Below are 26517 nucleotides of genomic sequence, written 5' to 3'. Positions count from 1 at the left end.
GAAGGAACCGTCATGCCCTCACACCTGAGCCGCACCGCTCTCCTCGCCTCGGCCACCGCTCTGGTCGCACTGACCGCGACCGCCTGCGGCGACGGCGCCGATGCCGCAGGCGGCGGTGGAAAGACCCAGGTCCGCATCGCCTACCAGGCGATACCCAACGCCGATCTGGTGGTCAAGAACCACCGGCTCCTGGAGAAGGCGCTGCCCGAGGCCGAGGTGAAGTGGGTGAAGTTCGACTCGGGGGCGGACGTCAACACGGCGGTGATCGCCGGGTCGGTGGACTTCGCACTGGCAGGCTCGAGCCCGGTCACGAAGGGTCTTTCGGCGCCGCTGAACATCCCGTACAAGGTGCTGTGGATCCATGACGTGATCGGCGAGAACGAGGCACTCGTCGCCAAGAAGGGCATCGGGTCCGTCAAGGCGCTCAAGGGCAAGAAGATCGCCACGCCCTTCGGGTCGACCGCCCACTACTCCCTCCTCGCCGCACTGGACTCGGCCGGTCTCAAGGCCTCCGACGCCTCGCTCGTCGACCTTCAGCCGCAGGACGCGCTCGCCGCCTGGCAGCGCGGTGACATCGACGCCGCCTACGTGTGGACGCCCACCCTCACGGACCTCAAGAAGGACGGCAAGGTCCTGGTCACCAGCCGTCAGCTCGCCGAGCAGGGCAAGCCCACCGCCGACCTCGGTGTGGTGACCGACGCGTTCGCGGCCGAGCACCCGAAGATCGTCGATGCCTGGCTCAAGGCGGAGGACCAGGCCGTCAAGCTGGCCAAGAGCGACCCGGACAAGGCCGCCGATGCGATCGGCGCCGAGCTGAACCTCAGCCCCGAGGCCGCCCGGAAGCAGCTTGCCCAACTGGTGCTGCTCACCGCGGATCAGCAGCGGGGAGCCGACTATCTCGGCAGGCCCGGCGCTCCCGGGGCGCTCGCCGGAAACCTGCACGACGCGGCCGGCTTCCTCAAGGCGCAGAAGGCCATCGACGCGGTTCCGGAGCGGTCGGCCTTCGAGAAGGACCTCGCGGTGAAGGAGCTGGCCCGTGTCGCAGGCTGAGACCGGCTCGACCGCGTCCGACACCGACGCGACCGCGTCCGACATCGAACTGTCGGGCGTCAGCGTCCGCTACGGCACGGCCAAGGCGCCGGTGACCGCGGTCTCCGACGTGTCCCTGGCCGTGGAGCCCGGCGAGTTCGTGGTGCTCGTCGGGCCGTCCGGGTGCGGCAAGACGACGCTGCTGCGACTGGTGGCCGGCTTCGAGCGGCCCGCCACCGGCACGGTGGAGGTGCGCCGGAAGGTCGGCGTCGTCTTCCAGCAGCCGCGCCTGTTCCCCTGGCGCACGGTGGGCGGCAACCTCTCCTTCGCGCTGGCGCGGCACGGTGTCGTACGCGCCGAACGTGCCGCCCGCATCCAGGAGTTGCTGTCCCTGGTGGGGCTGCCGGGCATGGCAGGGCGCCGTACCTGGGAGCTCTCGGGCGGACAGCAGCAACGCGTGGCCATCGCACGGGCCCTGGCGGCCGAACCGCAGATCCTGCTCATGGACGAGCCGTTCGCCGCGCTGGACGCGCTCACCCGCGAACGCCTCCAGGAGGAGGTCAGGACACTGGCTGCCGTCACGGGAACGACCGTCCTGTTCGTCACGCACTCCGCGGAGGAAGCCGTACTGCTCGGCTCCCGGGTCCTGGTGATGGCCGCGGGCCCGGGGCGCGTGATCGACGAGGTGGCGGTCCCCCTGCCGCGCGCGGCGACGACCGACGTGGCCGCCCTGCGCGGCGCGCCCCGGTTCGCGGCCCTGCGTGCCGAACTGGCCGCCGCCGCACGCGATGCGGCGGCGGCCTGACCGAGGGAAGCTATCCGCTCCGGCCCCCGAGGACGATCGTGCGGGCGATGTCCAGGGTGAGGCGCTGCCACGGGTCCTGGGGGTCGCGGGACGTGAGGTCGCGGACGCGGCGCAGGCGGTAGCGTACCGACTGCGGGTGGAGGTGGAGTTCGCGGGCCGCGGCATTGGCGGAGCCGGTGTCCACGTACGCCGTGAGGGCTTCCAGGAGGTGGCGCTGGGCGCGGTCGACGAGAGGGCCGAGGACGATGCGGCCGATCTGGTCGGGGCTCACCACGGGGTGGCCCGCGAGCAGGGCAAGGACGTGGGCGTCGGCGTCGGTGAGGACCCTCTCGGCGTGGTGGGCGTGCGGGGGAGCGGTGTCCAGGGCGCCCGCGGCGAGGCGGTGGGCGACCGCGACGCGGTCCAGGCTCTCGCCCGAGATCACGCAGCCGCGCCAGGAGTGCCCGCGCAGGACGTCCGGCACGGCCTCGGCGGACGCGGCCGGGAGGAGCAGGACGGCGCGCGAACCGTGGGTCGTCGCGAGGGACGTGCCGCGGGCTCCACCGCCGTCGAGCGCCGTGAGCAGCGCGGTCGACGTGGCGAGGGAGATGTCGGACGAGCCGCCGTCCAGGGCTCCGGCGTTCATCGGCTCCGCGACCAACAGGCAGTAGCGTTCCGGGAGTTGCACACCCAGCCGTGATGCCCGCGCGCCGAGCGCGCCCAGCGACGCGTGGCGGCCCGCGATCAGGTCGTCGAGCAATAGCTGGAGCGACCTGTCGCGGTCGCCCGTGAGGCGTTCACTGGTGGCCGCGTACGCCGTCGTCATCTCCTCGGAGATGGTGTCCATGGCGGTGAGCAGCAGCTGTGCGAGCGCGAAGGCGTCCTTCGCGGACAGCTGCGGCGCGCGGGCCGCGACCTCGTCCGCGAGCACCGCTGCCGCGACCCGGTAGGCGCGCAGGACGGCCTGCAAGGGGCGGCCGTCCGCCGCCCGCGCCGCCGCGATCCCGCGGAAGCGCCGCAGATCGGCGTCACCGATCGCGCCGTCCGTGACCCAGTGGTCGAGGAGGCGGTCCGTCGCCCACGCGGCGATGGCCCGCACCTCGGGAAACCTGCTGCCGTCGAGCGCCGTGTACGCCGGGACCTGTTCGTGCACCGCGTCGACGACCGCCTCGACGAGGCGGGTGTCGGCCAGGAGCTCCTGCCGGACGCGTTCGCGCTTGTTTGTCACAGAGTGATAGTCCCATCGGAAAAGGGTGCGTACGGCCATGGACGGGACTTGTCACTGTGGCAAGGATCGTCGGGTAGACAGTGCTGGCTTGCTGGCTTGCTGTCTCCCGCAGTCTCACGCCACCGGACGGGACCCACCACATGACACAGCCGAACTGGGCGGACTTCCAGTACGAGATCTATCTCAACGGCATGACCGGCGCCGTACCCCGCCTGCCCACCGACCTGACCCGACTCGAGGAGCTGACCGAGCAGCGGCTCGGACCCGGCCCCGTCGGCTATGTCTCCGGAAGCGCGGGCAACGGCAGCACGGCCCGCGCCAACCGCGCGGCACTCGAGCGGCGCCGGATCGTGCCGCGCATGCTGCGCGACGTACACGAACGCGATCTGTCCGTGGAGGTGCTCGGCCACCGGCTGCCCGCGCCGCTAGCGCTCGCGCCCGTCGGCGTCCTGTCGATCATGCACCCGGAGGGCGAGTCCGCCGCCGCCCGCGCGGCAGCGGCCCGCGGCGTCCCGTACATCCTGTCCTCGGCGTCCAGCACCCCCATGGAGCAGGTCGCCAAGGAGATGGGTGACGCGCAGCGGTGGTTCCAGCTGTACTGGGCCAAGGACCGTGACGTCACCAAGAGCTTCCTGGACCGGGCGAAGGCCGCGGGCTTCACGGCCCTTGTCGTCACGCTCGACACCCCGCTCCTGGCCTGGCGGCCCCGCGACCTCGACCAGGCCTACCTGCCCTTCCTGCACGGTGTGGGCACCGCCAACTACTTCAGCGACCCGGCGTTCCAGGCGGGCCTCGCCAAGCCGGTGCACGAGGACCCGAACGCCGCGGTGATGCACTTCGTCGGCATGTTCGCCGACCCCGCGAAGACCTGGCCGGACCTGGCGTTCCTGCGCGAGAACTGGGACGGTCCCATCGTGCTCAAGGGCGTTCTGCACCCGGACGACGCGCGGCGCGCCGCCGACGCGGGCATGGACGGGGTGGTCGTCTCCAACCACGGAGGCCGCCAGGTCGCGGGCTCCGTCGCGGCGGCCGACGCCCTGCCCCGCGTCGTGGAGGCGGTCGGTGACCGGCTCACCGTCCTGTTCGACAGCGGGATCCGCACCGGTGACGACATCTTCAAGGCGCTCGCGCTCGGCGCCGAGGCCGTCCTCGTGGGGCGCCCCTACGCCTACGGTCTCGGCCTGGACGGCCAGGCGGGCGTCGACCACGTGATCCGCTGTCTGCTCGCCGAACTCGACCTCACCCTGGCCCTGTCCGGACACGCCGGACCGGCCACGCTCACCCCCGACGACCTGATCGAGGAGACCGCATGACCACCGAGAAGAACGTCCTCGCCATCGTCTCTCCCCACGTGGGCGGCCGCGCCGCCGGAGGCGCACTCGCCGGGCTGCTCCCCGGGACGGCGCACGTGACCGTCGTGGAGTCGGCCGACGAGGACCCGGCCGCCCTGCGCGAGGCGCACGTCATCATCACCGGCCTCGCGCCCGTCACCGCCGAGCACATCGCCGCGGCCCCGCACCTGGAAGTCGTCCAGTGCGCGAGCCACGGCTTCGACTACGTCGACGTGGACGCGGCCCGCGCGCGCTCAATCTCCGTCTGCTCGATCGGTTCGAGCGGCGCCGAGAAGCAGAACGTCGCCGAGCAGACCTTCGCCCTCATGCTCGCCCTCGCCAAGCAGCTGATCCCGGCGCACACCGCTCTCGTGGAGGCCGACTGGGCGCTGCCGCGCCTCCAGCAGTCCATCACGGAGCTCTCGGGAAAGACGCTCGGCATCGTCGGGCTCGGCCACATCGGGGAGGAAGTCGCCCGCCGCGCGGTCGTGTTCGACATGACCATCCTCTACGCCGGTCCGAGGCCGGTGGCGGCGGAGACGGAGGCCCGCCTCGGCGGCGCGCGCCACGTCGAACTCGACGAGCTCCTGCGTACGTCCGACTACGTCACCCTGCACGCCCCGCTGACCCAGGACACCCGACACCTCCTGGACGCCGGACGCCTGGCCCTCCTGAAGCCGACGGCCTTCGTCATCAACACGTCGCGGGGCGCGCTCATCGACCAGGACGCCCTCGCCGACGCGCTCACGGCCGGCACGCTGGCCGGGGCGGGCATCGACGTCTTCGACCCCGAACCGCCGACGGCCGCGCTGCGCCTCCTGAAGGCACCGAACGTGGTCCTTTCCCCGCATGTCGCGGGCGTCACCCGCGAGACGCTGGTCCGCATCGGCCTCGCCGCGATCCAGAACGTCGCAGGCCACCTGGAGGGCAAGCCGCTGGGGGATGTCGTCAACTGACGTCCCGCAGGCACCGGTTGTGGCAGCGTCCCAGAGGTCGCTGCCACAACAGCGGGCCGTGATCTACCAGATCGCGCCGACCCACTCGGGGTGGTCGACGAACGGGTTGCGGTTGTGCTGGAACTGGTCGTAGATCGCCTGGTTGCGGTTCTTCTCGAAGGTGTCCGGCGGGTCCTCGTCGCTCCACTGCTTCAGCACGGACAGGCGTCCGATGGCGGGGGCGCTGCCGTTGTCGACCTTGTCGTTGGGCTCCAGGTCGGCGAAGCCGTCCTCGCCGTCGTAGCGCACGGCCATGTAGAGGATCATCCGGGCCACGTCGCCCTTGACGGCGTCACGGGGCTCGAAGGAGTCGGAGTCGGTGGAGTTGCCCGGCGCCTCGCCGACCTCGCTGCCGCCGTTGTCGAAGTCCTTGTTGCCGCGGGTGCTGTTGACCGACACGTCTTCCGGGCGCAGGTGGTGGATGTCGGTGCCGGGACCGGTCGCGGTGCCGAAGTCGCCGTGGGACTTGGCCCACACGTGCTCACGGTTCCACTGGTCCGGGTCGCCGCCGTTGCTGTCCTTGCTCTGCGAGCGGCCGGTGTAGAGGAGGATCACGTTGCTGCTGTTGGCAGGGTCCTCGTCGGTGACCTTCAGCGCGTCCCAGACCTGGTCGTACGAGAGCTTGGTCTGGTCGCTGATGATCGTGTGCAGGGCGCTCTTCAGCTCCGGACCGGTCTTGCCGAGGGCGTCCTGGTAGTACGTGTCGTCATAGGCGCTGACGGGTGCCGCGGTCGGCGTGGGGGCCGTGGTCGCGGCGTCGGCGGCGGCCGGGACGGTGATCCCGACGAGGACCGCGGCGGCCGTCATGGCGAGCGGTTTCCAGCGGCGTATGTGAGGGACGGGCATGTGGGGGTGTCCTCTCCCGGAGGCTCGCGCACCGCGGATCCCTCCAACAGGACCTGCGGTCTACGCGAGTTGACAAGTGGGCCAACGGGAGAGTGGCACGGGTGAGCGCATCACTGTATGAACGTTGTGGGTCGACTGTGTGACGATGTCATGGACGCGACATGCGGCATGAATCGGGTGCGAAGGGGGCGAACTCAGGCCGTGGGTACGCCGTCGAGCACGACCGCGACGGTGCGCCGGGCGAAGTCCTCGTCCAGCGGCAGGCGGCGGAAGACCACGCGCAGCCAGACCGCGCCGGCGAGCAGGTCCATCAGGAGCATCGTGTCGGTGCCGGGCGGCAGTTCGCCGCGTGCCACGGCGCGGTCGATCACCGACTGCTCGCGGGCGAGGCGATCGGCGAAGAAGCCCTGGGCGTAGGTGGCGAGTCCCGGGTCGCCGACGGCCGCTCCCAGGACGGCCTGGGCGACGGAGCCCGAGGGCTGTGTGGTCAGCAGTCGTACGAGGCTGTCGACGAGGTGCTCCAGGTCGCCGCGGAGATGTCCGGTGTCCGGTATCGGCAGCTCCAGAAGGGGTGCGTCGATCAGGGCTGCCCCGAGGAGCGCGGACTTGGACGGCCACCAGCGGTAGATCGTCGTCTTGTTGACGCCGGACTCCTCGGCGATGCCCTCGATCGTCATGGACTCGAAGCCGTCGCGCGCCAGGGCCCGCAGGGTGGCGTCGAAGATCTGCTGCTTGCGGCGCGGGCCACCGCCAGGAGCGGGTCGCGGGCGGTGAAGTGTCGTCATGGTGCCGCAGCCTAGTGCAACGCAACGGTGCGTTGCGTATGAGGGGTTGTGGGGCTACGGTCGTCAAAACACAACGCACCGTTGCGTTTTCGGGGAGGAGAAGCCGTGAAGCAGGAGCTACTCGCTGACGGAACAGGGGAGTTGGGCTCGGCCGAGGCCCGAGAGGCGTACACCGGGGCCCGAGAAGGGATTGCCGAGGCCCGAGTGGCGGTCGAAGATGCCGCCGCTCCGGTCGGCGAGGCCCAGGACGCCGCCGCGACGGTCGCCCGGCTGCGCGCGACCTTCGACGCGGGCCGGACGCGGCCGACGGCGTGGCGCCGCCGCCAACTGCGCGCGCTGCGTGCGCTGCTGACCGAACAGGCGCCCGCGCTCACCGACGCACTCGCCGCCGACCTCGGCAAGAGCCCGGTGGAGACGCACACTTCGGAGCTGGGCTTCGTCGTCAACGAGATCGACCACACGCTGCGCCACCTGGACCGCTGGCTGCGCCCGCGCCGCGTACGGGTCCCCGTGATGATGCTCCCGGCCCGTGCGGGGACGGTGCGCGAACCGCTGGGCGTGGTCCTCGTCATCAGCCCGTGGAACTACCCGGTGATGCTCGGGCTCGCGCCGCTGGTGGGCGCCTTGGCCGCCGGGAACTGCGCCGTGCTCAAGCCGAGCGAACTGGCACCGGCGACCTCGGCCGCCCTGGCCCGCCTCCTGCCGCGGTACCTGGACACGGACGCTGTCGCGGTCGTCGAGGGCGCCGCCGAGCAGACCACGCGCCTCCTGGAGCAGCGCTTCGACCACATCCTCTACACCGGCAACGGCACGGTGGGCCGCGTCGTCATGACCGCCGCCGCCCGCCACCTCACCCCGGTCACCCTGGAACTGGGCGGAAAGTGCCCGGTGCTTGTCGAGCCGGGCACCGATCTGGCCGCCGCCGCGCGACGGATCGTCTGGGGCAAGTTCCTCAACGCGGGCCAGAGTTGCACCGCCCCCGACCATGTCCTCGCCATCGGCGGCACGGCGGGGCCGCTGGCCGACCACCTCGCAGCGGCGATCACCTCGATGTACGGCGAGGACCCCGCCCGCAGCCCCGACTACGGCCGCATCGTCAACGACCGCCACTTCGACCGGCTCACCGCACTCCTCGGACACGGCCGCGTGGTGACCGGCGGGACGCACGACCGGTCCGCCCGCTACCTCGCGCCCACCGTGCTCGCCGACGTCGACCCGGACGCACCTGTGATGACCGAGGAGATCTTCGGCCCCATCCTGCCGGTCCTGCACCTGCCCGACCTGGACGCGGCCATCGCCTTCGTCAACGCCCGTGCCAAGCCGCTCGCCCTTTACGCCTTCACGCCCCACCGGGAGGCAAGGCGGCGGCTGCTCGGGGAGACGTCGTCGGGCGCGGTCGGCTTCGGGCTCCCCAACGCCCATCTCACCCTGCCGGGACTGCCCTTCGGCGGTGTGGGGGAGAGCGGCATCGGCAGCTACCACGGGCAGTACTCGGTCGAGACCTTCAGCCACACGAAGGCCGTCCTAGACAAGCCGCTGCTTCCCGACACCGTACGAGCCGTCTACCCGCCCTTCACGGCGGCCAAGGAGCGGCTGATCCGCCGTTTCATGTGACGACCCGGCGGTGCGCGTACGACCCAAGTGGTCTACAGGGGACGGACGGTGAGGATCTGCTGTGCGTGTCCGACGGGGCCCGTGGTGTCGTGCAGCACGGTGCTGGTGATGCCCTGGCCTGTCGGTCCGAAGGTCACCGTGGTGTCGAGCCCGGTCCACTTCCCTTCGGGCTGACGGTGCAGGTGGACGGTGAGGTCGACGTTGGGGAACATCCACTCGGTCGGCTGCTGGCGCACGGCGATGCCGTTGGCGGTGTCGACGAGTGCGATGAAGGACGCGAGCGGGCTCGCGGTCTGCCCCGCGACGAGGTCGAGGCCGGTGGAGATCCACGCCGTCGTGCGGCCCGGCTGCGGGGGTGCGAGGGGGCGGACGTCCAGCGAGGCGATGTACCCGCCGGGCCACACGGAAGCCATCGGCCAGGGCGTGAGTGCCTCGGGCGGGGTGAGCCTGTCGGCACCGCCCCCGGCGACGGCACTGGTGTCGCCGGAGCCGAGGAGCCACGCGCGGGCCCGCACCACTGGGCGGTCGGCCATGAGCACCACGGCTTCGAGCAGTTCGATGGTGCGGCCCGGCCGGATGGTCTCCACCCGGATCTCGCACTCGTCGAGGGCGAGGCGCCCGAGGATGTCGAAGCTGATCCGCGACAGGACGAGTCCGTTGTCCGGCCCGGCGGCCAGGTACCGGTCGATGGCGTGCACGATGAGGCCGCCGAGCGGGCTGAAGTGCTGCTCGTCGGTGGCCCAGGCCCCTCCGGCGTGCGGCGTGGGCTTGTAGCGGTGCTCGTCGGTGGGCTCGTAGTAGCTGCCGGTGTTCAACGGGTGCTTCTCTCTCGGCCGGGGTCCCAGTGTCCGAAGATCGTACCGACCGGAGAAAGGGGCGGGGCGGACCGCTACTGCAGCCCGTTGAGGTAGTGCTCGCCGATGTCGCGCAGGCGGTGCGCGGCGGAGCTGTGGGCCGTCAGGGCGCGGGCGTTGCGCCAGAACCTGTCCAGGCCGGGGTCGGTCGTGGGGGAGGGTGCGTCGGCGGTGAGTTCGAGGACGCGGGTGGTGATGTGCAGGGCGGACTGGGTGGTGACCGCTTCGGCCGCGCCCACGAGGAACGCGATGTCGGCCCGCTCGTCGGCGCCGAGCGCGGGTCCCGTCTCGAGCCCCCGGGCCATCGCCTCCGTCGCGCGTTCCACCACCGCCGCGGCGCTGTGCGCTGCCGTCGCCAACTCGCCGTAGGCGAGCAGCAGATAGGGGTCGGTGGGCGGCGGCCCGCAGTCCCCTGCCGTGTCGAGAGCCGACAGCGGGCCGGGCCGCGGCAGGGCGCGGCTGATGTCCCGCGCCTCGGCGAGGGCGCCCTCCGCGTTGCCGAGGCCGACCTGGACGAGCAGGAGGCGGCGGGTCAGCGGCGCGAGCGCGGTGAACGGCGAGATCTCGTGCTCGTCGACCGGAACCGTGCCGAGGACCTGGTGCGCGGCCAGCGGTACGTCGTCGTAGCTGACGCCGCCCGCGCCGCTGAGGCGCTGGCCGAGCAGGTCGTGCGCAGGCTCCGCGGAGACGCCGGGGTGGGCCGGGTCCACGTGGACGACCACCCATTCGCCGCTGTCCGTGCGCCGCGCCGTGTGGACGAGCCGGTCCGCGACGGCGACACCGGCGGTCAGGGGCCGCCGGCCGTGCAGGACGTACCCGTCGGCGACCGGGGTGAGTGCGAGGTCGGTGCCCGTCTGCGCGTCCGGCAGCTCGATGTCGCCGCCCCAGAGCCACTGCTCCTGTACGGCGCGCAGTTCGAGCGCGGCGGCGCTCTCCGGCGTACCGAACAGGCGCGGACTCCACGACAGGGCGTGGTGGTGCGCGAGGAGTTCCGCGATGGAGCTGTCGGCCGCCGCGATGTCCCTGACCGCCGTACACGCCGTGCGCCAGTCGCTGCCCCGGCCGTCCGCACCGTCCTGGCCGGTCGGCGTCAGGAGCGCGGGCAGTCCCGCCTCGCGCAGCCGCGAGACCTCGTCGAACGGGGGCTTGCCCGCCCGGTCGCGCAGGTCCGCGTCGACGGCGAGGTCGTCGGCGAGCTCCCGGACGACGCGCGGCGAGGCGGAGGGGATCAGCGTTGTCACGGGGACGCCTCACAGATTCCTAGTTTCCCTACCTGATTGATAGGAATAGTGGGCGCGAACTCCTGCTGCGGCAAGGGGGCGTTCGAGGGGCGGACTGCCGCGTCTCGGAATACGGGATGGTGCAGGGGGTGATCGGGGCCGGGTCCCTCCCCGTGGACCGCCGCGCGGTCGCACCGAAATTCGGTTACGGAACCACGGCCCGGGTGCCTAGCATCCGACCATGCCAAGACCTTCTGGTTTCACCTACGAGCAGCACGCCGACGCCAGTGTGACGATCACGCACCACGGCCGCGCCGCCGGCACGCTGCGAGGTGCGCGCGCCGAGAAGTTCCTCGCCGAGGTCGAGTCGGGCGACGCCCAGTTGGTGATGGCCCGCTGGACAGGTGCGTACAAGCACGGCAATGAACGCACGGCGCGCAATCATCCGCGCAATCGGCGCTAAGGGTTCGTCCAGGCCGCGGGGTCCGCTGCGAGTGCCGTGACCGTGGTGGGCAGTTCGGCGCCCGCGACGTCGGCCAGGGACACACCCTCGAGGATCTGGCGGACATTCGCCCGCAGCGCGATCCACAGCGGAAGGAGTGATTCCGCGGGGCCGCTGTAGGCCAGCTCCGGAGGGCGTACCCCGCGCACCGACACCAGGGGGCCCTCCACGACGCGGATGACGTCCGCGATGCTGATGCGGTCGGCGGGCCGGGCCAGGCGGTAGCCGCCGTTGCCGCCACGCTGGCTGAGGACGAGACCGCCGCGCCGCATGTCGTTGAGGATGCCCTCGAGGAACTTGTGCGGGATCTCCTGGGCGTCCGCGATGGCCTCGGCCTTCAGCGGCCCGTCGTCCTGGCACGCGGCGAGTTGCAGCGCGGCACGTACCGCGTAGTCCGCCCTGGCTGAGATCCGCATGGCCGCATTATGCTGCACCGCCCCGAACGGAACGTATCGCCCCTGGTCATGAGGTGATGTCGCCGAGCGCCTGCAGCGGGCTTCTGAACAGTGGATTCAGCAGCACGGTGGCGGCGGCCACGGGGAGCGCGGCCGGTCCCGCGTGCGGGCCGACGATCCGCTCGGGATCGTCGCAGACCAGTGAGTGGCCGGTCGCGGCAGCGCGGATCTCCTCCAGATACTCCGGGTTGAGCAGACTCGACTGTTCGGTGATCACGGCAAGGTCGGGATTGAGTACGTCGAGCAGCAGACCCGCGGCCCGGCCCACCGCGCGGGCCCGCTTCCGCAGCAGCACGTCCGCGCGCCGGTCCCCGGCCGCCGCCGCGTCCACCACCAGGGACGCGCTGGGCTCGGGGACGATGCCGCGCGTGAAGGCCTCGTGGGCGAGCGCCGTGTCGGATGCCGTGGCCTCCAGGCAGCCGGTGCGGCCGCAGGGGCACGCGACCGCGCTGTCCGGCACCGGGAGATGGGCCACGTCACCGGCGCCGGAACGGGGCCCGCGGTGCACGACACCCGCGATCGCGAGCGCCGCGTCCACCACATTGCCCACGAAGAGATGCAGCAGGGAGCGCCGCGCGGCGGGCCGCCCGAACAGCAGCTCGGACTGCGCCACCGCGCGCGCATGGTTGTCGACGCGCACCGGAAGCCCGGTGTGCCGCCGGAGTCCGGAGCCGAGCGGGTGCTGATGCCAGCCGAGGGCGTCGTGCCGTACGACCGTGCCGGTGGCGGGATCCACCCAGCCGCCGACGGCCGCGCCCACCCCCAGGAGCGGGCCGCCCGCCGCGTGCCCGGCGAGGAAAGCGGCCAGGGCGCGCCCCACCGCGTCCGGCAGTTCCCCGGCGGGGATCCCGTCGTGGTGGAAGGCGCCGCGGGACAGGACCCGGCCGCGCAGGTCCGCCACGCAGAAGGTGGAACGCGGTACGCCGATGTGGATCCCGGCGGCGACCGGGCCACCGCCGTCCCCCGTGGTCAGGTCCACCGGGATCTGCGGTCTGCCCACGCCACCGGAGGCGGCCAGCTCCGGGACCTCCCGGATCAGGCCGATGCGGGCCAGGTCGGTGCACTGCCGGGAGACCGCGGCCGGACTGAGCCCGGCGCGCCGGGCGATGGCGCTGCGGGACACCGGGCCGTGGTCGAGGACGGTGCGCAGCACGGCCGCGACGTTCGCCTCGCGACGGCCGTCACCGGTGGTGGGCGGTGCGGAGGTGTGCGGCATGACTGCGCCTTCCGGGGGAGGGGAGGATGTGTGGGGGAGTTCGCGGGCCAGGTGGTCCAACGTGCCTTGTGCGCAGGGCATTTGGCGAGTGGCAGTGGTCCGCGTCACGCGGGCGGTGACGGGCGCGTTGCAGGGTCGTGAAGCGGGCGGGGGAGACCTTGACCGCGCTTCCGGCGGGCGGCCATGCTCCTGGACATGACCGCGATGACCCCTCTCGTCCCGCGGCTCCACGTAGACCTGGGCCGCCGCGTATCCGCTGCGTGTCGTCTGCGCGTGGCCTGACCGCCGCTTCTCTCGTCTCTGCCGCTGCCCCGCAGCCTCTCAGCCGTGCGTCCTCGCGCCCTCGCGTCTCACCTCGCTCGGGCAGCGATGCCGTCTGACCTGCGCTGATTTCATTCCGCTCCGAGAGCATCTAACGCCCGCCCCACCGAAGGGATTCCAACCCATGACGTCCGCACCTGTAGTGCAGAGCCCCACCCTCACCGTCCAGAAAGTCGGCGGCCGCATCGGCGCGGTGATCTCCGGAGTCCGGCTCGGCGGTGACCTGGACGAGGTGACCGTGGCCGCCGTACGTGCCGCGCTCCTGGAGCACAAGGTCGTCTTCTTCCGCGACCAGCAGCACCTCGACGGGGAGAGCCACGAGGCCTTCGCCCGGCTGCTCGGCACCCCCGTCGCCCACCCCACCGTGCCCTCCGTTGACGGCCGTTACGCCCTCGGCATCGACAACGAACGCGGCGGCCGAGCCAACCAGTGGCACACGGACGTCACGTTCGTGCCCGCCTACCCGGCGTTCTCCATCCTGCGCGCCGAGGTCATCCCGCCCTACGGCGGCAACACCCTGTGGTCCAACACGGCCGCCGCGTACCGGGACCTGCCCGAGCCGCTGCGCACCCTCGCCGACAGCGTGCGCGGCGTGCACACCAACGACTACGACTACGCGGCCACCCGCCCCGGCGCCTCCTCGGCGGCGCTCGAACAGCACCGGAAGGTGTTCACCGCCGTCACGTTCCAGACCGAGCACCCCGTGGTCCGCGTGCACCCGGAGACCGGTGAACGCACCCTGATCCTGGGCAACTTCCTGCAGAAGCTCAGCGGGTTCCGGGCCGCCGATTCCCGCGCCCTGATCGGCGTACTCCAGTCACATGTGGAGCGGCCGGAGAACACGGTCCGCTGGCAGTGGCGCGCGGGCGACGTCGCCATCTGGGACAACCGCGCGACGCAGCACTACGGAGTCGACGACTCCGACGACCACGAGCGCACCCTGCGCCGCGTCACCATCGACGGCGACGTGCCGGTCGGCGTCGACGGCCGCCGCTCGGTGCTGCTCGCCCCGGAGTCGGTGCCGGAGCCCGGCCACGGAATCGCCTCCGGCGCCTCGACCGACGGTGCGGTGGCGGAGGTCTGAGCCGCCGGAGCCCGTCGGGCCGTGTCCCCTTCGGCGATGATTCGGCACGCCTTCAATAAACCTGCACATCGAATACGCAGCCCAGTCACGCTATTCGGCGAACACTCCACGCAAAGTCTCGTGCATTGACCACAGAACTTGCGCTTTGGTGCGAGAGTGTCCGCTTTGGTGGAGGGAGTCCTTCCGCTCGCAGGATTTCCTTCTGTGAATCTTGTGAAGGAGCTGCTCCCGAGCGGTGAACATGCCTGCACGCAGCGGTGATTCGATGCCACAGGCGCCGTCGGCTGCCGCCTCGTCGATTGGATGTACGACGTGCGAACGTGCTTTGATCCTGGCCACCGCGGAATTCGCACATCAAGTTCCGCAGTGTTGGAAACACCTTTGCAACATTCATGAGAAGGGCAGCTCACACCATGAACTACACCCCCCAGGTCGAGACCCTCGAGATTTCCGACGCCGACCTCGACAACGTCTCCGGTGGCCTCGTCGCCGGTGTCGCGGGCAACGTCACGGACACCGTTGACTCCATCGCCCCGGTCTCGGGCGTCGTCGGCGGCGTCGTCGGCACCGTCGAGGGTGTCACCGGTCTCAACACCGGCGCCGTCACGGGTCTGGCCGGCGGCCTGACCGCTGGTCTCTGAGCTCCAGCTCACTGAGACGCCATGATTCGTGAGCCCCGGAACCATTGGTTCCGGGGCTCACGGACGCCACAGGCAAGGTAAGGGAAGCGTTCCGTGCAGTTCCGCCAACAGGCCCTGTCCAAGCTGCAGTCGCCCGAGGAACTCGACCTGCCGGTGCGCTACGCCCGACCCCAGGGCCTGCTCGTGCTCGCTGTCACCGTCATCGTCATGGCCGCGGCGAGTGTCTGGGCCGTGACCGGCTCGATCTCCTCCACGCTCAAGGCACCCGGCATCCTCACCCACGGCCAGGGCAGTTACGTCCTGCAGAGCCCCGTCACCGGACAGGTGACCCGCGTCCTGGCCGAAGAGGGCAAACGGATCGCCGCGGGCGCTCCCGTGCTCAAGGTCCGTACGGACCAGGGCGACAAGGTCGTACGCTCCATCGCCGCCGGCCGTGTGACCACGCTGGTCGCCAGGATCGGCACCGTCGTCACCACCGGCGCCGACGTCGCGAACGTCGAGCGGGTCTCGGGCAGCGACGACCCCCTCCTCGCGATGATCTACGTACCCGCGGACAGCGCGGCCACCGTCCCCGTCGGCGCCTCGGTGGATCTCACGGTCCAGTCCGTGCCCACGCAGGAGTACGGCACGCTGCGAGGCCGTGTGAAGGCGATCGGACGAGCCGCGCAGAGCGAACAGAAGATCAGCGGGTTCCTCGGCGACAAGGAACTGGCCGGGCAGTTCACCAAGGACGGGCCGCCCGTAGGCGTCCTGGTGCAGCTCGAACGTTCCTCGTCCGCCAAGTCCGGCTACAAGTGGTCGTCCGACGGCGGCCCGCCCTTCGCGCTCGACTCCATGACCCTGGCCACCGGCGCCTTCCACCTCGCCGAGCAGCGCCCGATCGATTGGCTGCTTCCGTGACCGCACCGCACCCCTCACCGGCGCACCAGCAGCAACTGCCGCCCCCCGGCGGCCGACGCAGGCACCGCCCCGAGCCCCCGCAGCGCAACCGCCGCCGCGCCGCACCGCGCCCCGCGTCGAAGGGCAAGCGGCAGAAGACCGTACGGACCCCCACCGTCCTGCAGATGGAGGCCGTGGAGTGCGGCGCCGCCGCGCTCGCCATGGTCCTCGCCCACTACGGACGGCACGTCCCGCTGGAGGAGCTGCGCATCGCCTGCGGCGTGTCGCGCGACGGCTCGCGGGCCAGCAACCTCCTGAAGGCGGCGCGCAGTTACGGCCTCACGGCCAAGGGCATGCAGATGGAACCGGCCGCGCTCGCCGAGGTGAAGGCGCCCGCGATCCTCTTCTGGGAGTTCAACCACTACGTCGTCTACGACGGCATGGGGCGCCGCCTGGGCCGCCGCGGCGTGCACATCAACGACCCGGACAAGGGGCGGCGCTTCGTCCCCTCGGAGGACTTCGACACCAGCTTCACGGGCGTCGTCCTGGTCCTCGAACCCGGCGAGAACTTCCGCACCGGAGGGCGCAGGCCCGGCGTCATGCGGGCGCTCCCCGCACGCCTTCGCGGCACCACGGGCACCATGCTCGCCGCGCTCTTCGCCAGCCTGCTGCTCGTCGCGGTCGGCGCGGCGCTGCCCGCGCTCAGCCGCACGTACATCGACCTGTTCCTGATCGGTGATCAGACCTCCCTGCTCGGCGCGCTGTTCGCGTCGATGGGCGCGATGGTCGCGCTCACGGTGGTCCTGACCTGGCTGCAACAGGCGAACCTGCTGCGCGGGCGCATCATCTCCTCCACGCTGAGCAGTGCCCGCTTCCTGCGCCATCTGCTGCGCCTGCCCGTCACGTTCTACGCCCAGCGCAGCCCCGCCGACCTCGTCCAGCGCCTCGCGTCGAACGACGCGGTCGCCGAGACCCTGGCCCGCGACCTCACGGCCGCGGGCGTCGACGGCATCGTCGTGCTGCTCTACGCGGCCCTGCTGTGGACGTACGACCCCCAGCTCACCCTCGTCGGCGTCGGCATCGCCCTGCTGAACATCGTCGCGATGCGCATCGTCATCCGGCTGCGGGCCACCGGGACCCAGAAGCTGCGCGCCGACAGCGCCAAGCTCACCAACACCTCGTACACCGGCCTGCAGTTGATCGAGACCATGAAGGCCACCGGCGGTGAGAACGGCTACTTCCGGCGGTGGGCGGGCCAGCACGCCACCACCCTGGAGGAGCAGCAGCGCCTCGGCGTGCCCAGCGCCTGGCTCGGCGTCGTCGCGCCGACCCTCGCGACGCTCAACAGCGCGCTGATCCTGTGGATCGGCGGCCTGCGCGCCGTCGAAGGGCACCTGTCGATCGGCCTGCTCGTCGCGTTCCAGGCGCTCGTCACCCGCTTCACCGCGCCGATCACCCGCCTCAACGGCGTCGCCGGACGCATCCAGGACTTCGGCGCCGACGTCGCCCGCCTCAAGGACGTCGAGAACTTCCCCGTGGACACCCTCTACTCGCGCCCCGAACCGGCCGCGAGCACCCGCCGCCTCAAGGGCCACGTCACCCTCGACGACATCACCTTCGGCTACAGCCCCCTCGACAAGCCGCTCCTGACGGGCTTCTCCCTCTCGGTCGGACCCGGCCAGCAGGTCGCGCTAGTCGGCGGCTCCGGCAGCGGCAAGTCGACCGTCTCGCGGCTGATATCGGGGCTCTACAGCCCCTGGGAGGGCACGATCCGCATCGACGGACAGCGCCTGGAGGACATCCCGCGCGGCGCGCTCGCCGCCTCCGTCTCCTTCGTCGACCAGGACGTCTTCCTCTTCGAGGGCACCATCCGCGACAACGTCGCGCTGTGGGACCCCTCCATCCCCGACGACGCCGTCGTCGCCGCCCTCAAGGACGCCTGCCTGTACGAGGTCGTGGCCCGCAGGCCCGGCGGCATCCACGGCCGCGTCGAGCAGGACGGCCGCAACTTCTCCGGCGGGCAGCGCCAGCGCCTGGAGATCGCGCGGGCCCTGGTCCGCCGCCCCAGCATCCTCGTCCTCGACGAGGTGACCAGCGCCCTGGACGCGGAGACCGAGCAGGTCATCATCGACAATCTGCGCCGCCGAGGCTGCGCCTGCGTCGTCATCGCGCACCGCCTGAGCACCGTGCGCGACAGCGACGAGATCGTCGTCCTCGACCACGGCCAGGTCGTGGAACGCGGACGTCACGAACACCTCGTCGCCGCCGGCGGAGCCTACGCCGACCTGGTCAAGGAGCACTGAGGTGACCTCGGTACCGGAGCAGTACACCCCGTACACCGATGATTCGGTGGCCGCGGCCTTCGGCGCGCTCGGCACACCGGCCGACTGCACGGGCCTGCGCAGCGTGCACCTCGAAGGCCCGCAGGTCCTGTGGCTCGTCGTGGCCGGCGCGCTCGACCTGTTCGCGGTCGACGCCGTGCAGCAGGGCCACTGGCACTTCCTCGGCCGCCTCGAACCGGGCACCCTGCTCCTCGGCCCCGTCGAAGGCCCCCAGCACACCCTCGTCGGCCGCCCCCTCCAGGGCTGCGAGCTGCGCCGCATCCCGCTGCGCGAGCTGTACCGCCCCGACTACGGCGACACCTGGGCCTACGAGCAGCAGTTCCCCACTCAGTACGACACCCAGGACCAGGCCCTGAGCCTGCTCGAGCACGCCTTCGCGCTCGGCATCGGACGCAGCCACCGGGTCCTCTTCGAGGCTCCGCTCGACGGCCGCACCATGGGCGACGACGTGGTGACCGACGACGACATCCTCTGGATGCCGGTCGCGCCGGGCAGCGTGCAGTACGGCTCCGCCTACAGCGCCGAGGCCGCGGGCGATCTGCTCGTCGACGCCGCCATGTGGCAGCGCATGGTCAACCAGCAGTACAGGCTGCTCTCCACCCTCGACCGCTGGATCGAACGCCTGGAGCGGGCCCACGAGGACCGCACGGCGGCCGGCATCAAGGCGGGCGAGACGGTCCGCGAGCAGGCCGACCGCACCCTGATCGACTCCATCGGCCGCTCGGGCAAGGGCGGTTCACGGCGCAGCGCATCGCGGGGCGGTGACGACGCGACGTACGCGGCCTGCCGTCTGGTCGCCGACGCGGCGGGCATCACGCTGTCCGGCGCCGCGGAGGGAGGTGCGGTGAGCGACCGCATCGACCCGGTGGAGCAGGTCGCGGTGGCCTCGCGGATCCGCACCCGTGCCGTCCGGCTCGACGGGCGCTGGTGGCGCGAGAACACAGGGCCGCTGGTGGGGCACCGCGCGGCCAGCGGGCAGCCGGTCGCGCTGCTGTGGCGCCGCGGCGGCTACGAATCGGTGCACCCCACCTCCGGGCGCCGCATGCGCATCGACCAGACCAACGCGGACGAATTCGAGCCGCAGGGGGTCATGTTCTACCGTCCGCTGCCGGAGCGGACGCTGACGCCGTGGCACCTCTTCCGCTTCAGTCTGCGGGGCACCGGCGGCGACGTACGCAATCTGGCGATCGCCGGTCTGGTGACGGTCGCGATCGGGGCGCTCGTGCCGATCGCTACAGGCCAGGTGCTCGGCGTGTTCGTCCCGAACGGCGAGAAGAGCCTCATCGTCCAGGTGTCTCTGGCGGTGATGATCACGAGCATCGTCTCGGCGGCCTTCATGCTGCTCCAGAACCTCACCATCCTGCGGATGGAGGGACGCATGGAGAGCGCCCTCCAACCGGCGGTCTGGGACCGCCTGTTGCGCCTGCCCACGCGCTTCTTCGCCTCCCGCTCCACAGGTGAACTGGCGAGCGCGGCGATGGGCGTCAGCGCGATCCGCCGGGTGCTCTCGGGCATCGGCCCCGTCGCGCTGCAGGCGGGCACGATCGGCGCGATGAACCTGGTCCTGCTCCTGCTCTACAGCGTTCCCCTGGCCCTGGCCGCGCTGGCGATGCTGCTCGTGATCGCGGCGGTGTTCCTGACCCTGGGCCTGTGGGAACTGCGCTGGCAGCGCCGCCTGATCGAGCTGAGCAACAAGCTCAACAACCAGGCCTTCCAGACGCTGCGCGGCCTGCCCAAGCTCCGCGTCGCGGGAGCCGAGAGCTTCGCGTACGCGGCGTGGGCGGGGGAGTTCGCCCGCAGCCGTGAGCTCCAGCAGCGCGCGGGCCGCATCAAGAACGTGACGACGGTCCTCAACTCCGTCTACCTGCCGCTCTGCACGCTCATCATGTTCATCCTCCTCGCGGGCCCGGCCCGCGGCAGCCTCACGGCAGGGGAGTTCCTCACCTTCAGCACGGCGGTGACGATGCTGCTGACATCCGTCACGCAGCTCACCGGCGCACTGATCTCGGCGGCCGCGGTACTGCCCATGTTCGAGCAGATCAAGCCCGTGCTCGACGAGGCCCCGGAAGTGCGGGGCGCGAGCACGCAGCCGGGTGAACTGCAGGGCGAGATCGAGGCCCGCGGCCTGTCCTTCCGCTACGCGGACGACGGCCCCCTGGTTCTGGACGACGTGTCCCTGGCCATCCGCCCGGGCGAGTTCGTGGCGGTCGTCGGCCCCAGCGGCTGCGGCAAGTCGACGCTCCTTCGCCTCCTGATCGGCTTCGACAAGCCGGTCTCGGGCAACGTCCTCTACGACGGCCAGGACCTGTCGGCCCTCGACCAGGCGGCAGTCCGCCGCCAGTGCGGCGTCGTCCTGCAGAACGCCCAGCCGCTCACCGGCTCGATCCTGGACTGCATCTGCGGCGCCGAGACGTTCACGCAGGAGGAGGCGTGGGAGGCCGCGGCGATGGCGGGCCTCGCCGAGGACATCAAGCGCATGCCGATGGGCCTGCACACGATGATCTCCGGCGGCGGAGCGGTCTCCGGCGGCCAGCGCCAACGCCTGATGATCGCCCAGGCCCTGATCCGCCGCCCGCGCGTCCTGTTCTTCGACGAGGCCACAAGCGCCCTGGACAACGAGACGCAACGCACGGTCATCGACAGCACCCGCGCCCTGAACGCCACCCGCATCGTCATCGCCCACCGCCTCTCCACGGTGATGGACGCGGACCGCGTCATCGTCATGTCGGAGGGCCGGGTCGTCCAACAGGGGCCTCCCGCACAGTTGTTGGCGGACACGGGTGGGCGGTTGCATGAGCTGGTGCGGCGGCAGATGCAGTGAGCCCTTTCAGCGTGATGCCGACGCAGGAGTTTCCACGCATGGAGCATCGCGCCGGTGCGCCTCAGTGGCCCGCGGTGACGAGATCCTCGAGTTGGTGCGCCAGTTCCGGGCTCGGCTGCGGGACGGCTCGGAAGTCACCGACCTGGTCGACGTCCAGATCCTCCACGGCTCCCTTGACCGCGGATTCGGAGACGGCGGCCCCGTCGTCGGGCAGATTGATGTAGACGGTCACCCCGCCCGCGGCGGGGGCCGCGTCGACGACCTCGTGGGGCACCGGCGTGTACTGACTGGGCCAGTCCTCGAGAACGGACATCTGGTGGGCCCAGTGCTGGGCGTCACGCCATTCGCCGCGGCGCAGGTGCAGCAGGTACAGGCATAAGGCGCCGGTGGCCTCGCCGCCCCCGGCGGCGAACTGGAGCCAGAACTGTGCCCCCTCCTCCCGTTCGGCGAGGACGAGGAGGCACGCGAAGGCGAGCGCGCCACCGGGGTCACGGATGGTGTCGAAGTGGGCCAGGCGACGGGCGGCCTCGTCGTCGTGGATGACGCCTTGGCACAGGGCCCGCAGGTCGACGGCGGCACGCTCGTGCAGGAGCAGGGGTGTCCGGGCTGGGCGGGCCGAGCCGGCGCTGGGTCCGCTCAAGGCCTGCATCCAGCGCAGTTCGAGGAGTTGGCCGGTGATGCGCCGTCGGGAAGCAGCCTGGTGTGCCGCGGTGTAGTCGCTCTCGAAGATCCGGGCCCGGGCAAGGGCTTCTTCGATGGTGCGCGGTTCCTGCGGGCGCATGATGGACTCACTCCTCATCGTCGACGTCCTCGCCGATCGCCAGCTCCAGCTCCGCCGCCAGCTTCCGTTTGGCAGCCCGACGGGTGGAACGGACAGTTGCCTCGCACACACCCATGACCAGCGCGGTGCGTTTCGTGGTGAAGCCAAGGGCGAACTGCAGCACCATCACATCAAACTGGCGCTCAGGCAGGTGGGCCATAGCCTTATAGAGGCCCAGGCCGTCCTCCAGTTCGGTAACCTGCGCGCGGAATTCCTGGCGGAATCTCCCCATGATGGGGCCGCAGGCTGCCCGCGTGGCGCGTTCGAAGGCCACGGTCTCCAGCGTGGCCGCCTCCCGGCCCTGTACTTCCAGTTCGCTGGCGACGCGCTCCTTGAGCAGGGTCCAGGCGAAGGCTTCAAGATTCCCCTGGGTGGTGACTTGCTGCCAGATGACAGCCAGGAAGACGAAGGTGGTGTCGACCAGCTGATCTGCGGCGGCCCCGTCGCCCAACTGTGCGTGGGCGTACTCGAAGTAGGCCTGGTGGTACAGCGTATGGAAGGCCCAGAACGCTGGTGGCATCACCTCACTCGGCTCGCGCAGAGCGCTCTCGCCACGGTCGTCGGGAGGTTGCCCGGTCATCGGCGGCCTCCCTCGTCCAGGCCGGCAGCTGTGGGGCGGGCTGCGGGCTGCTGCTCGATGAGGGTCGCCGCACCCACCCGGACCCCGGCACCCAGAAGGCGCCGCAGACCGGAGCGCACATCGGGCGCGAACGCCCGTGCCGCCGCTGCCGAGGCCAGCACGAGGCTGGCAACGTCGTCGAGTGTCACCTTGGTCCCTTTGATCTCTTGCAGCGCCGCGGCAACTCGTCGTCGCTCGTGAACTGCCAACGCCTGGAGCCTCGTTGCTCCTGTCGAGAAGGAAACCGCCTGTGGGGGCCTGTTCGTGCAGAGCACTCCACCGCAACTTTTTAACGGCGAGTAGAGTTCCGGTTACGGCAAATATCGTGCGCGAGTTCGCCTCTCGTCAGCCAGTCCGCGCCACCCTTTGCGCCATGCCCACGACCTGGGCAACGGCCGATATGGGCAGCAATCTGCCATGATTTGCGCAAACCCGCCGTGTTCATTCCGCCACCCAGGTGTGACCGAGGTCACCGGGTCACTTGAATCGCCCTGCGTCAGAAGGTTGTTCGCCGCCGCCGTCTCCGCGCGGGCCCGGTTTCCTCACGCCCCGGCCGCGTACCGCCAGAAGTCCCGCATCAGCTCGGGGAAGCTGGGCCCGCCCATCTGCAACTGGCTGTACATGACGGTGACCGCGCCGGTGGACGGTGTGATGTGTGCCGTCGTGCCCGTGCCGCCGACCCAGCCGTAGCGCCCCGGTACGCTCCACGGTTGCACCGCCTCGACGTCCACCGCGCCGCCGAAGCCCCAGCCCATCCCTTCGAGGAACAGACCGGCGGATTCCCTTTCGGGCGTGGTGAGTTGATTGGTGGTCATCTGCCGCACCGCGTCGGGAGTGAGCAGCCGTCGCCCGTCCGCCGTCGTCCCCTCGGCGAGCAGCATGCGCCCGAAGGCGAGCCAGTCGTCGACGGTCCCGACCAGGCCGCCCGCGCCGGACGGGAACGCGGGCGGAGTGCTCCACTGTCCTTCGGCGGCGTCGAGCAGTTCGAGCCCGGTCTCGGGATCGCGCTCGGGCCCGGCCTCGGGTCCGGCCGCGTAGTAGCTGGTGAACCGGTCGAGCTTGCCCGGCGGCACGAAGAACGCGGTGTCGGTCATCCCGAGGGGTTCGAAGATCCGCTCCGCCAGGAAGTCGGGCAGCGGTGTTCCCGTGACCCGCGAGATCAGCACGCCCTGGAGGTCCGAGCTGAGGTTGTACAGCCAGCCGTCGCCGGGCTGGTGAAGGAGCGGGATGTGGGACAGCGCGGCCATCCAGGCGTCCGGAGCGGGTACGGCCCGCGGCTGCGGAGGCCCCTGCTTCAGCTCACTGAAGAGCGGCGCGAGCGCGGGCAGCGAGAAATCGGAGGGGAACCCGTATCCCGTACGGGAGGCGAGGAGGTGGAACACGGTGATGGGCCGGACCGCCGGGACCACGTCGTCCACCGGTGAATCCGGGGCGCGGACGACGCTCGGCGACGCCAGCTCCGGGAGCCACTCTCCGATCGGGTCGTCCAGTGCGACCCGGCCGTCCTCGACCAGCATCATGACGGCCGCGGCGGTGACGGGCTTGGTCAGCGACGCGATGCGGAAGATGGAATCCCTGGCCATCGGGGCGGTGCCCTCGGCGTCGACGGACCCGACGGCCGCGACCTCCTCGACACGGTCACCGCGGGCCACCAGGCCCACCGCTCCCGCCACCGAGCCGTTGTTGACGTGTGTCTCCAGAGTCCTGCGCAGATCGGCCATGCGACCACCATCCCAGCCGGACCCGGACTTGGGCGTCATGGCACGCAAGAGCCCGGCCCACCGGACCGTCGGCGCGATGGCGCCGCGGCCCGGCAGGCCGGGTGGGGTGGTGTGGGGGAGCCACCCCGGGGCGGGGATCAGCCCGCGATGTTCACATCGATGCAGGCGTAGAAGGCGTTGGCGGTGTCGGCGATGTTCCACACCGCGAGCACCTTCTGCTTGCCGCTGAGTCCACCGAAGTCGACCTTGTGCGTGACGGTCTCGCCCGGCTGGGCGCCTCCGTCGTCAACTTCGGCGATCTTGTTGCCGCCGACGAAGTACTGCCAGGTGCTGGTGCTGTGACGGGCCGTCAGCTTCCAGCTGAACTCCTGTGACGAGCCGACATCGGTGACTTTCCAGCCCTTGCCGTCGTCGTCCAGATCGGAGAACCGTGCGTTGCCGCCGCTGCACGTCGTCTGCCCCTTGGGGCCTTCGACGCTCTGCGGTTCGTTGGTGATCTCGCCGCAGGACACGGTGCCGGCCGCGCACTGCGCCTGACGGCTCGGGGGCGAGGAGACATAGCCGTGCGCACTGGCCGGGGTGACGGAGGCCAGGACGAGCACGGGCGCGAATCCCGCACCCAGAGCGGCTGCCAGCTTCTGCTTCTTGTTCATCTCTGTTCCCTCTGTATGGGGGGAGGAGGGGCGAGAGGCAACCGGGCGCCTCGGTCGACTCATTGGCCTAGACCATACGCCTTGTCGGGGCTCAGTCAACCCTTCAAGTAATGCGCGTGGTGCGGAAGTTGCGGCTGGGGCGGTCTCCGGGGTGCGGACGGTGCGGCCGAGGCCTAGGCGGCAAAGCTCAGGGCCAGGGCGCCGACCACCGGCGCCGCGTACAGCAGCGGGAACGGGATGTGCGCGTACCAGCGGGCCCGGATCACGGTGACGACGGCGCCGGCGAAGTACAGCGCGAGGCCGATCCCGGCCGCGACGCCGACGGCCGGCACGAGCAGTCCGGCCAGCAGGCCCGCCGCCCCCGCGGCCTTCGCCGCGCCGAGCCAGGGCAGCCACGCGAGGGGGACGCCGTAGTCGGCCATGGGCTCCACGACCCACTTGGCGCGGAGGAAGACGGAGACGGCCGAGAAGCCCACCATGACGGCGGCCAGGACGGTGACGACAACGTAGGCGGTGGACATCAGAAATGCTCCCATCGGGCGGATGCCTGGCGGACTCGTTCCGGCCGGGCGTCTTGAGTGCGTCACTGCTCTGACGGAGTGCGGCGCGGGAATGTGACCGGCGAACGCCGCTCGCGGTGTGACCTGGGGCGCGTATGGCCAAGGGTGTCGCGCATCAAGACGATGAGACATGTGGACGAGACAGAAGGCTATTCTGCCGCTCATTCGATCTCCCTAGGGTTGAGGACATCAGGCGGAGCGGCCCATCCCGGCAGCCGAGCAGAACACCCAGCAGGACATGTGACCCAGGGAGAATTACCGTGCGCGCAGTGATCCAGAAGTCCTTCGGCGGACCCGAGGTCCTCGAAGTCGTGGAGACCGAACGACCGAAGCCGCTGGTCGGCGAGGTCCTCGTCAAGGTCCGTGCCAGTGCCGTCAACCCGGCGGACGTGGCCGTCAGGTCCGGCGCCTTTCCGCTGCTCGGCGAGCCGCCGTTCGGCGTGGGCTGGGACATCTCCGGAGTGGTCGAAGAGGCGGGCCTCGGCGCCACGTTCGCGGTGGGCGACGAGGTGTACGGGATGCCGCTCTTCCCCCGCGCCGCCACCGGGTACGCCGAGTACGTCATCGCACCCTCCCGCCAGCTGGCCCGCAAGCCCGCCTCACTCGACCACGTGCACGCCGCCGCCGTCCCCCTCGCGGCGCTCACCGCCTGGCAGGGACTGGTGCGGGCGGCGGACGTCAAGGAGAGTGACCGGGTGCTGATCCAGCGAGCGGCCGGCGGCGTCGGCCACTTCGCCGTGCAGATCGCGAAGGCACGCGGCGCCCACGTGATCGCGATCGCCAGCGCGGGCCGACACGACTTCGTACGCGGCCTCGGGGCCGACGAGGTCATCGACTACCGCACCACCGACTTCACCGAGGCCGTCAAGGACGTGGACGTGTTCCTCGACTCCACGGCCCAGGGCGATCTCTCGCTCGGAGTGGTGCGCCCCGGCGGCATACTCATCAGCATCCTGGAACACGGCGACCGGCAGCTCGCCGAGCGCGTCGAGGCCGCCGGGCGGCGCTTCGCGGGTGTCCTGGTGGAGCCGGACGCCGAGGGGCTCCAAGCGCTCGCCGAGCTGATCGACGCGGGCCGGATCCGTCCCTACGTCGAGGAGACGTTCCCGCTGGCAGAGGCGGGCAAGGCACACGAGCTGGTCGCCACGGGACACGTACAGGGCAAGATTGTCCTGACGGTCTGAACAGGCCGACCGC

General features: G+C 71.0%; 25 protein-coding genes. 12 read left to right on the top strand and 13 right to left on the bottom strand.

The window, feature by feature from the left end; translation table 11 throughout:
• Positions 1 to 12 precede the first annotated feature (12 nt).
• Positions 13 to 1050, top strand: coding sequence for a glycine betaine ABC transporter substrate-binding protein (locus ABZ833_RS03020; protein ID WP_361040213.1), 1038 nt, complete (start codon positions 13 to 15; stop codon positions 1048 to 1050).
• 43 nt (positions 1051 to 1093) lie between these two features.
• A complete protein-coding gene (locus tag ABZ833_RS03015) occupies positions 1094 to 1834 on the top strand; it encodes an ABC transporter ATP-binding protein (RefSeq protein WP_361041311.1) in 741 nt (246 codons plus the stop codon).
• A gap of 10 nt (positions 1835 to 1844) precedes the next feature.
• Here ABZ833_RS03015 and ABZ833_RS03010 read toward each other — a convergent pair whose 3' ends face one another.
• The gene (locus tag ABZ833_RS03010) at positions 1845 to 3041 is read right to left on the bottom strand and encodes a helix-turn-helix domain-containing protein (RefSeq protein ID WP_361040211.1); all 1197 of its coding nucleotides are present in this window, start codon (positions 3039 to 3041) and stop codon (positions 1845 to 1847) included.
• 140 nt (positions 3042 to 3181) lie between these two features.
• Here ABZ833_RS03010 and ABZ833_RS03005 point away from each other — a divergent pair, with 140 nt between their 5' ends.
• Positions 3182 to 4354, top strand: a complete 1173-nt coding sequence (locus ABZ833_RS03005; RefSeq protein ID WP_361040209.1) for a lactate 2-monooxygenase — start codon at positions 3182 to 3184, stop codon at positions 4352 to 4354.
• Complete coding sequence (locus tag ABZ833_RS03000; RefSeq protein WP_361040207.1) at positions 4351 to 5328, top strand: NAD(P)-dependent oxidoreductase; 978 nt, start codon at positions 4351 to 4353, stop codon at positions 5326 to 5328. The genes ABZ833_RS03005 and ABZ833_RS03000 overlap by 4 nt, the downstream gene beginning before the upstream one ends.
• A gap of 63 nt (positions 5329 to 5391) precedes the next feature.
• Here the strand turns inward: ABZ833_RS03000 and ABZ833_RS02995 are convergent, their stop codons facing one another.
• Positions 5392 to 6213 (bottom strand): endonuclease, encoded by an 822-nt coding sequence (locus ABZ833_RS02995; RefSeq protein ID WP_361040205.1) that lies wholly within the window; start codon positions 6211 to 6213, stop codon positions 5392 to 5394.
• Between the two features lie 194 nt (positions 6214 to 6407).
• Positions 6408 to 6998 carry a TetR/AcrR family transcriptional regulator gene (locus tag ABZ833_RS02990; protein ID WP_361040203.1) on the bottom strand — a complete coding sequence of 197 codons (591 nt, stop codon included), beginning with the start codon at positions 6996 to 6998 and terminating at the stop codon, positions 6408 to 6410.
• A 204-nt stretch (positions 6999 to 7202) separates the two neighbouring features.
• Between ABZ833_RS02990 and ABZ833_RS02985 the strand changes: the two genes are divergently transcribed.
• A complete protein-coding gene (locus ABZ833_RS02985) occupies positions 7203 to 8612 on the top strand; it encodes an aldehyde dehydrogenase family protein (RefSeq protein WP_361041309.1) in 1410 nt (469 codons plus the stop codon).
• A 32-nt stretch (positions 8613 to 8644) separates the two neighbouring features.
• Here the strand turns inward: ABZ833_RS02985 and ABZ833_RS02980 are convergent, their stop codons facing one another.
• Positions 8645 to 9427 carry a thioesterase family protein gene (locus ABZ833_RS02980; protein WP_361040201.1) on the bottom strand — a complete coding sequence of 261 codons (783 nt, stop codon included), beginning with the start codon at positions 9425 to 9427 and terminating at the stop codon, positions 8645 to 8647.
• A 74-nt stretch (positions 9428 to 9501) separates the two neighbouring features.
• Positions 9502 to 10707, bottom strand: a complete 1206-nt coding sequence (locus ABZ833_RS02975) for an acyl-CoA dehydrogenase (RefSeq protein WP_361040199.1) — start codon at positions 10705 to 10707, stop codon at positions 9502 to 9504.
• 220 nt (positions 10708 to 10927) lie between these two features.
• Between ABZ833_RS02975 and ABZ833_RS02970 the strand changes: the two genes are divergently transcribed.
• A complete protein-coding gene (locus ABZ833_RS02970; RefSeq protein ID WP_361040197.1) occupies positions 10928 to 11149 on the top strand; it encodes a hypothetical protein in 222 nt (73 codons plus the stop codon).
• On the opposite strand, the gene ABZ833_RS02965 is transcribed toward ABZ833_RS02970, so the two are convergent.
• Together ABZ833_RS02965 and ABZ833_RS02960 are read right to left on the bottom strand one after the other, a co-directional pair.
• Positions 11146 to 11604: an Rrf2 family transcriptional regulator gene (locus ABZ833_RS02965; RefSeq protein ID WP_361040194.1), complete on the bottom strand. Its 459-nt coding sequence runs from the start codon at positions 11602 to 11604 to the stop codon at positions 11146 to 11148. The genes ABZ833_RS02970 and ABZ833_RS02965 overlap by 4 nt on opposite strands.
• 46 nt (positions 11605 to 11650) lie before the next feature.
• The gene (locus ABZ833_RS02960) at positions 11651 to 12859 is read right to left on the bottom strand and encodes an ROK family transcriptional regulator (protein ID WP_361040192.1); all 1209 of its coding nucleotides are present in this window, start codon (positions 12857 to 12859) and stop codon (positions 11651 to 11653) included.
• Between the two features lie 445 nt (positions 12860 to 13304).
• Between ABZ833_RS02960 and ABZ833_RS02955 the strand changes: the two genes are divergently transcribed.
• From ABZ833_RS02955 to ABZ833_RS02935, 5 genes are all read left to right on the top strand, one after another.
• On the top strand, positions 13305 to 14264 hold the full coding sequence (locus ABZ833_RS02955; RefSeq protein WP_361040190.1) for a TauD/TfdA family dioxygenase: 960 nt from the start codon (positions 13305 to 13307) through the stop codon (positions 14262 to 14264).
• A 413-nt stretch (positions 14265 to 14677) separates the two neighbouring features.
• Positions 14678 to 14905, top strand: a complete 228-nt coding sequence (locus ABZ833_RS02950) for a type A2 lantipeptide (protein ID WP_361040187.1) — start codon at positions 14678 to 14680, stop codon at positions 14903 to 14905.
• Positions 14906 to 14998: 93 nt separating this feature from the next.
• The gene (locus tag ABZ833_RS02945; protein ID WP_361040184.1) at positions 14999 to 15805 is read left to right on the top strand and encodes an HlyD family efflux transporter periplasmic adaptor subunit; all 807 of its coding nucleotides are present in this window, start codon (positions 14999 to 15001) and stop codon (positions 15803 to 15805) included.
• Positions 15802 to 18087 (top strand): NHLP family bacteriocin export ABC transporter peptidase/permease/ATPase subunit, encoded by a 2286-nt coding sequence (locus tag ABZ833_RS02940; protein WP_249585722.1) that lies wholly within the window; start codon positions 15802 to 15804, stop codon positions 18085 to 18087. The genes ABZ833_RS02945 and ABZ833_RS02940 overlap by 4 nt, the downstream gene beginning before the upstream one ends.
• Before the next feature lies 1 nt (position 18088).
• Positions 18089 to 20947, top strand: a complete 2859-nt coding sequence (locus ABZ833_RS02935; RefSeq protein ID WP_361040182.1) for an NHLP bacteriocin export ABC transporter permease/ATPase subunit — start codon at positions 18089 to 18091, stop codon at positions 20945 to 20947.
• A 61-nt stretch (positions 20948 to 21008) separates the two neighbouring features.
• Here ABZ833_RS02935 and ABZ833_RS02930 read toward each other — a convergent pair whose 3' ends face one another.
• From ABZ833_RS02930 to ABZ833_RS02905, 6 genes are all read right to left on the bottom strand, one after another.
• Positions 21009 to 21728 carry a hypothetical protein gene (locus ABZ833_RS02930; protein WP_361040179.1) on the bottom strand — a complete coding sequence of 240 codons (720 nt, stop codon included), beginning with the start codon at positions 21726 to 21728 and terminating at the stop codon, positions 21009 to 21011.
• Positions 21729 to 21735: 7 nt separating this feature from the next.
• Positions 21736 to 22347: a sigma-70 family RNA polymerase sigma factor gene (locus ABZ833_RS02925; RefSeq protein WP_361040176.1), complete on the bottom strand. Its 612-nt coding sequence runs from the start codon at positions 22345 to 22347 to the stop codon at positions 21736 to 21738.
• The gene (locus ABZ833_RS02920) at positions 22344 to 22535 is read right to left on the bottom strand and encodes a hypothetical protein (protein WP_361040173.1); all 192 of its coding nucleotides are present in this window, start codon (positions 22533 to 22535) and stop codon (positions 22344 to 22346) included. The genes ABZ833_RS02925 and ABZ833_RS02920 overlap by 4 nt, the downstream gene beginning before the upstream one ends.
• 393 nt (positions 22536 to 22928) lie before the next feature.
• Positions 22929 to 24107, bottom strand: a complete 1179-nt coding sequence (locus ABZ833_RS02915; RefSeq protein ID WP_361040171.1) for a serine hydrolase domain-containing protein — start codon at positions 24105 to 24107, stop codon at positions 22929 to 22931.
• 137 nt (positions 24108 to 24244) lie between these two features.
• The gene (locus tag ABZ833_RS02910; RefSeq protein ID WP_361040168.1) at positions 24245 to 24760 is read right to left on the bottom strand and encodes a lytic polysaccharide monooxygenase auxiliary activity family 9 protein; all 516 of its coding nucleotides are present in this window, start codon (positions 24758 to 24760) and stop codon (positions 24245 to 24247) included.
• Between the two features lie 173 nt (positions 24761 to 24933).
• Positions 24934 to 25281 (bottom strand): DoxX family protein, encoded by a 348-nt coding sequence (locus ABZ833_RS02905; protein ID WP_361040165.1) that lies wholly within the window; start codon positions 25279 to 25281, stop codon positions 24934 to 24936.
• 299 nt (positions 25282 to 25580) lie between these two features.
• Between ABZ833_RS02905 and ABZ833_RS02900 the strand changes: the two genes are divergently transcribed.
• Positions 25581 to 26504: an NADP-dependent oxidoreductase gene (locus tag ABZ833_RS02900; protein WP_361040162.1), complete on the top strand. Its 924-nt coding sequence runs from the start codon at positions 25581 to 25583 to the stop codon at positions 26502 to 26504.
• Positions 26505 to 26517: the final 13 nt, after the last annotated feature.

Source organism: Streptomyces sp. NPDC047525 (assembly GCF_040643025.1).
Classification (GTDB): domain Bacteria; phylum Actinomycetota; class Actinomycetes; order Streptomycetales; family Streptomycetaceae; genus Streptomyces; species Streptomyces durmitorensis.
This window is presented reverse-complemented; position numbering and strand designations above follow the sequence as displayed.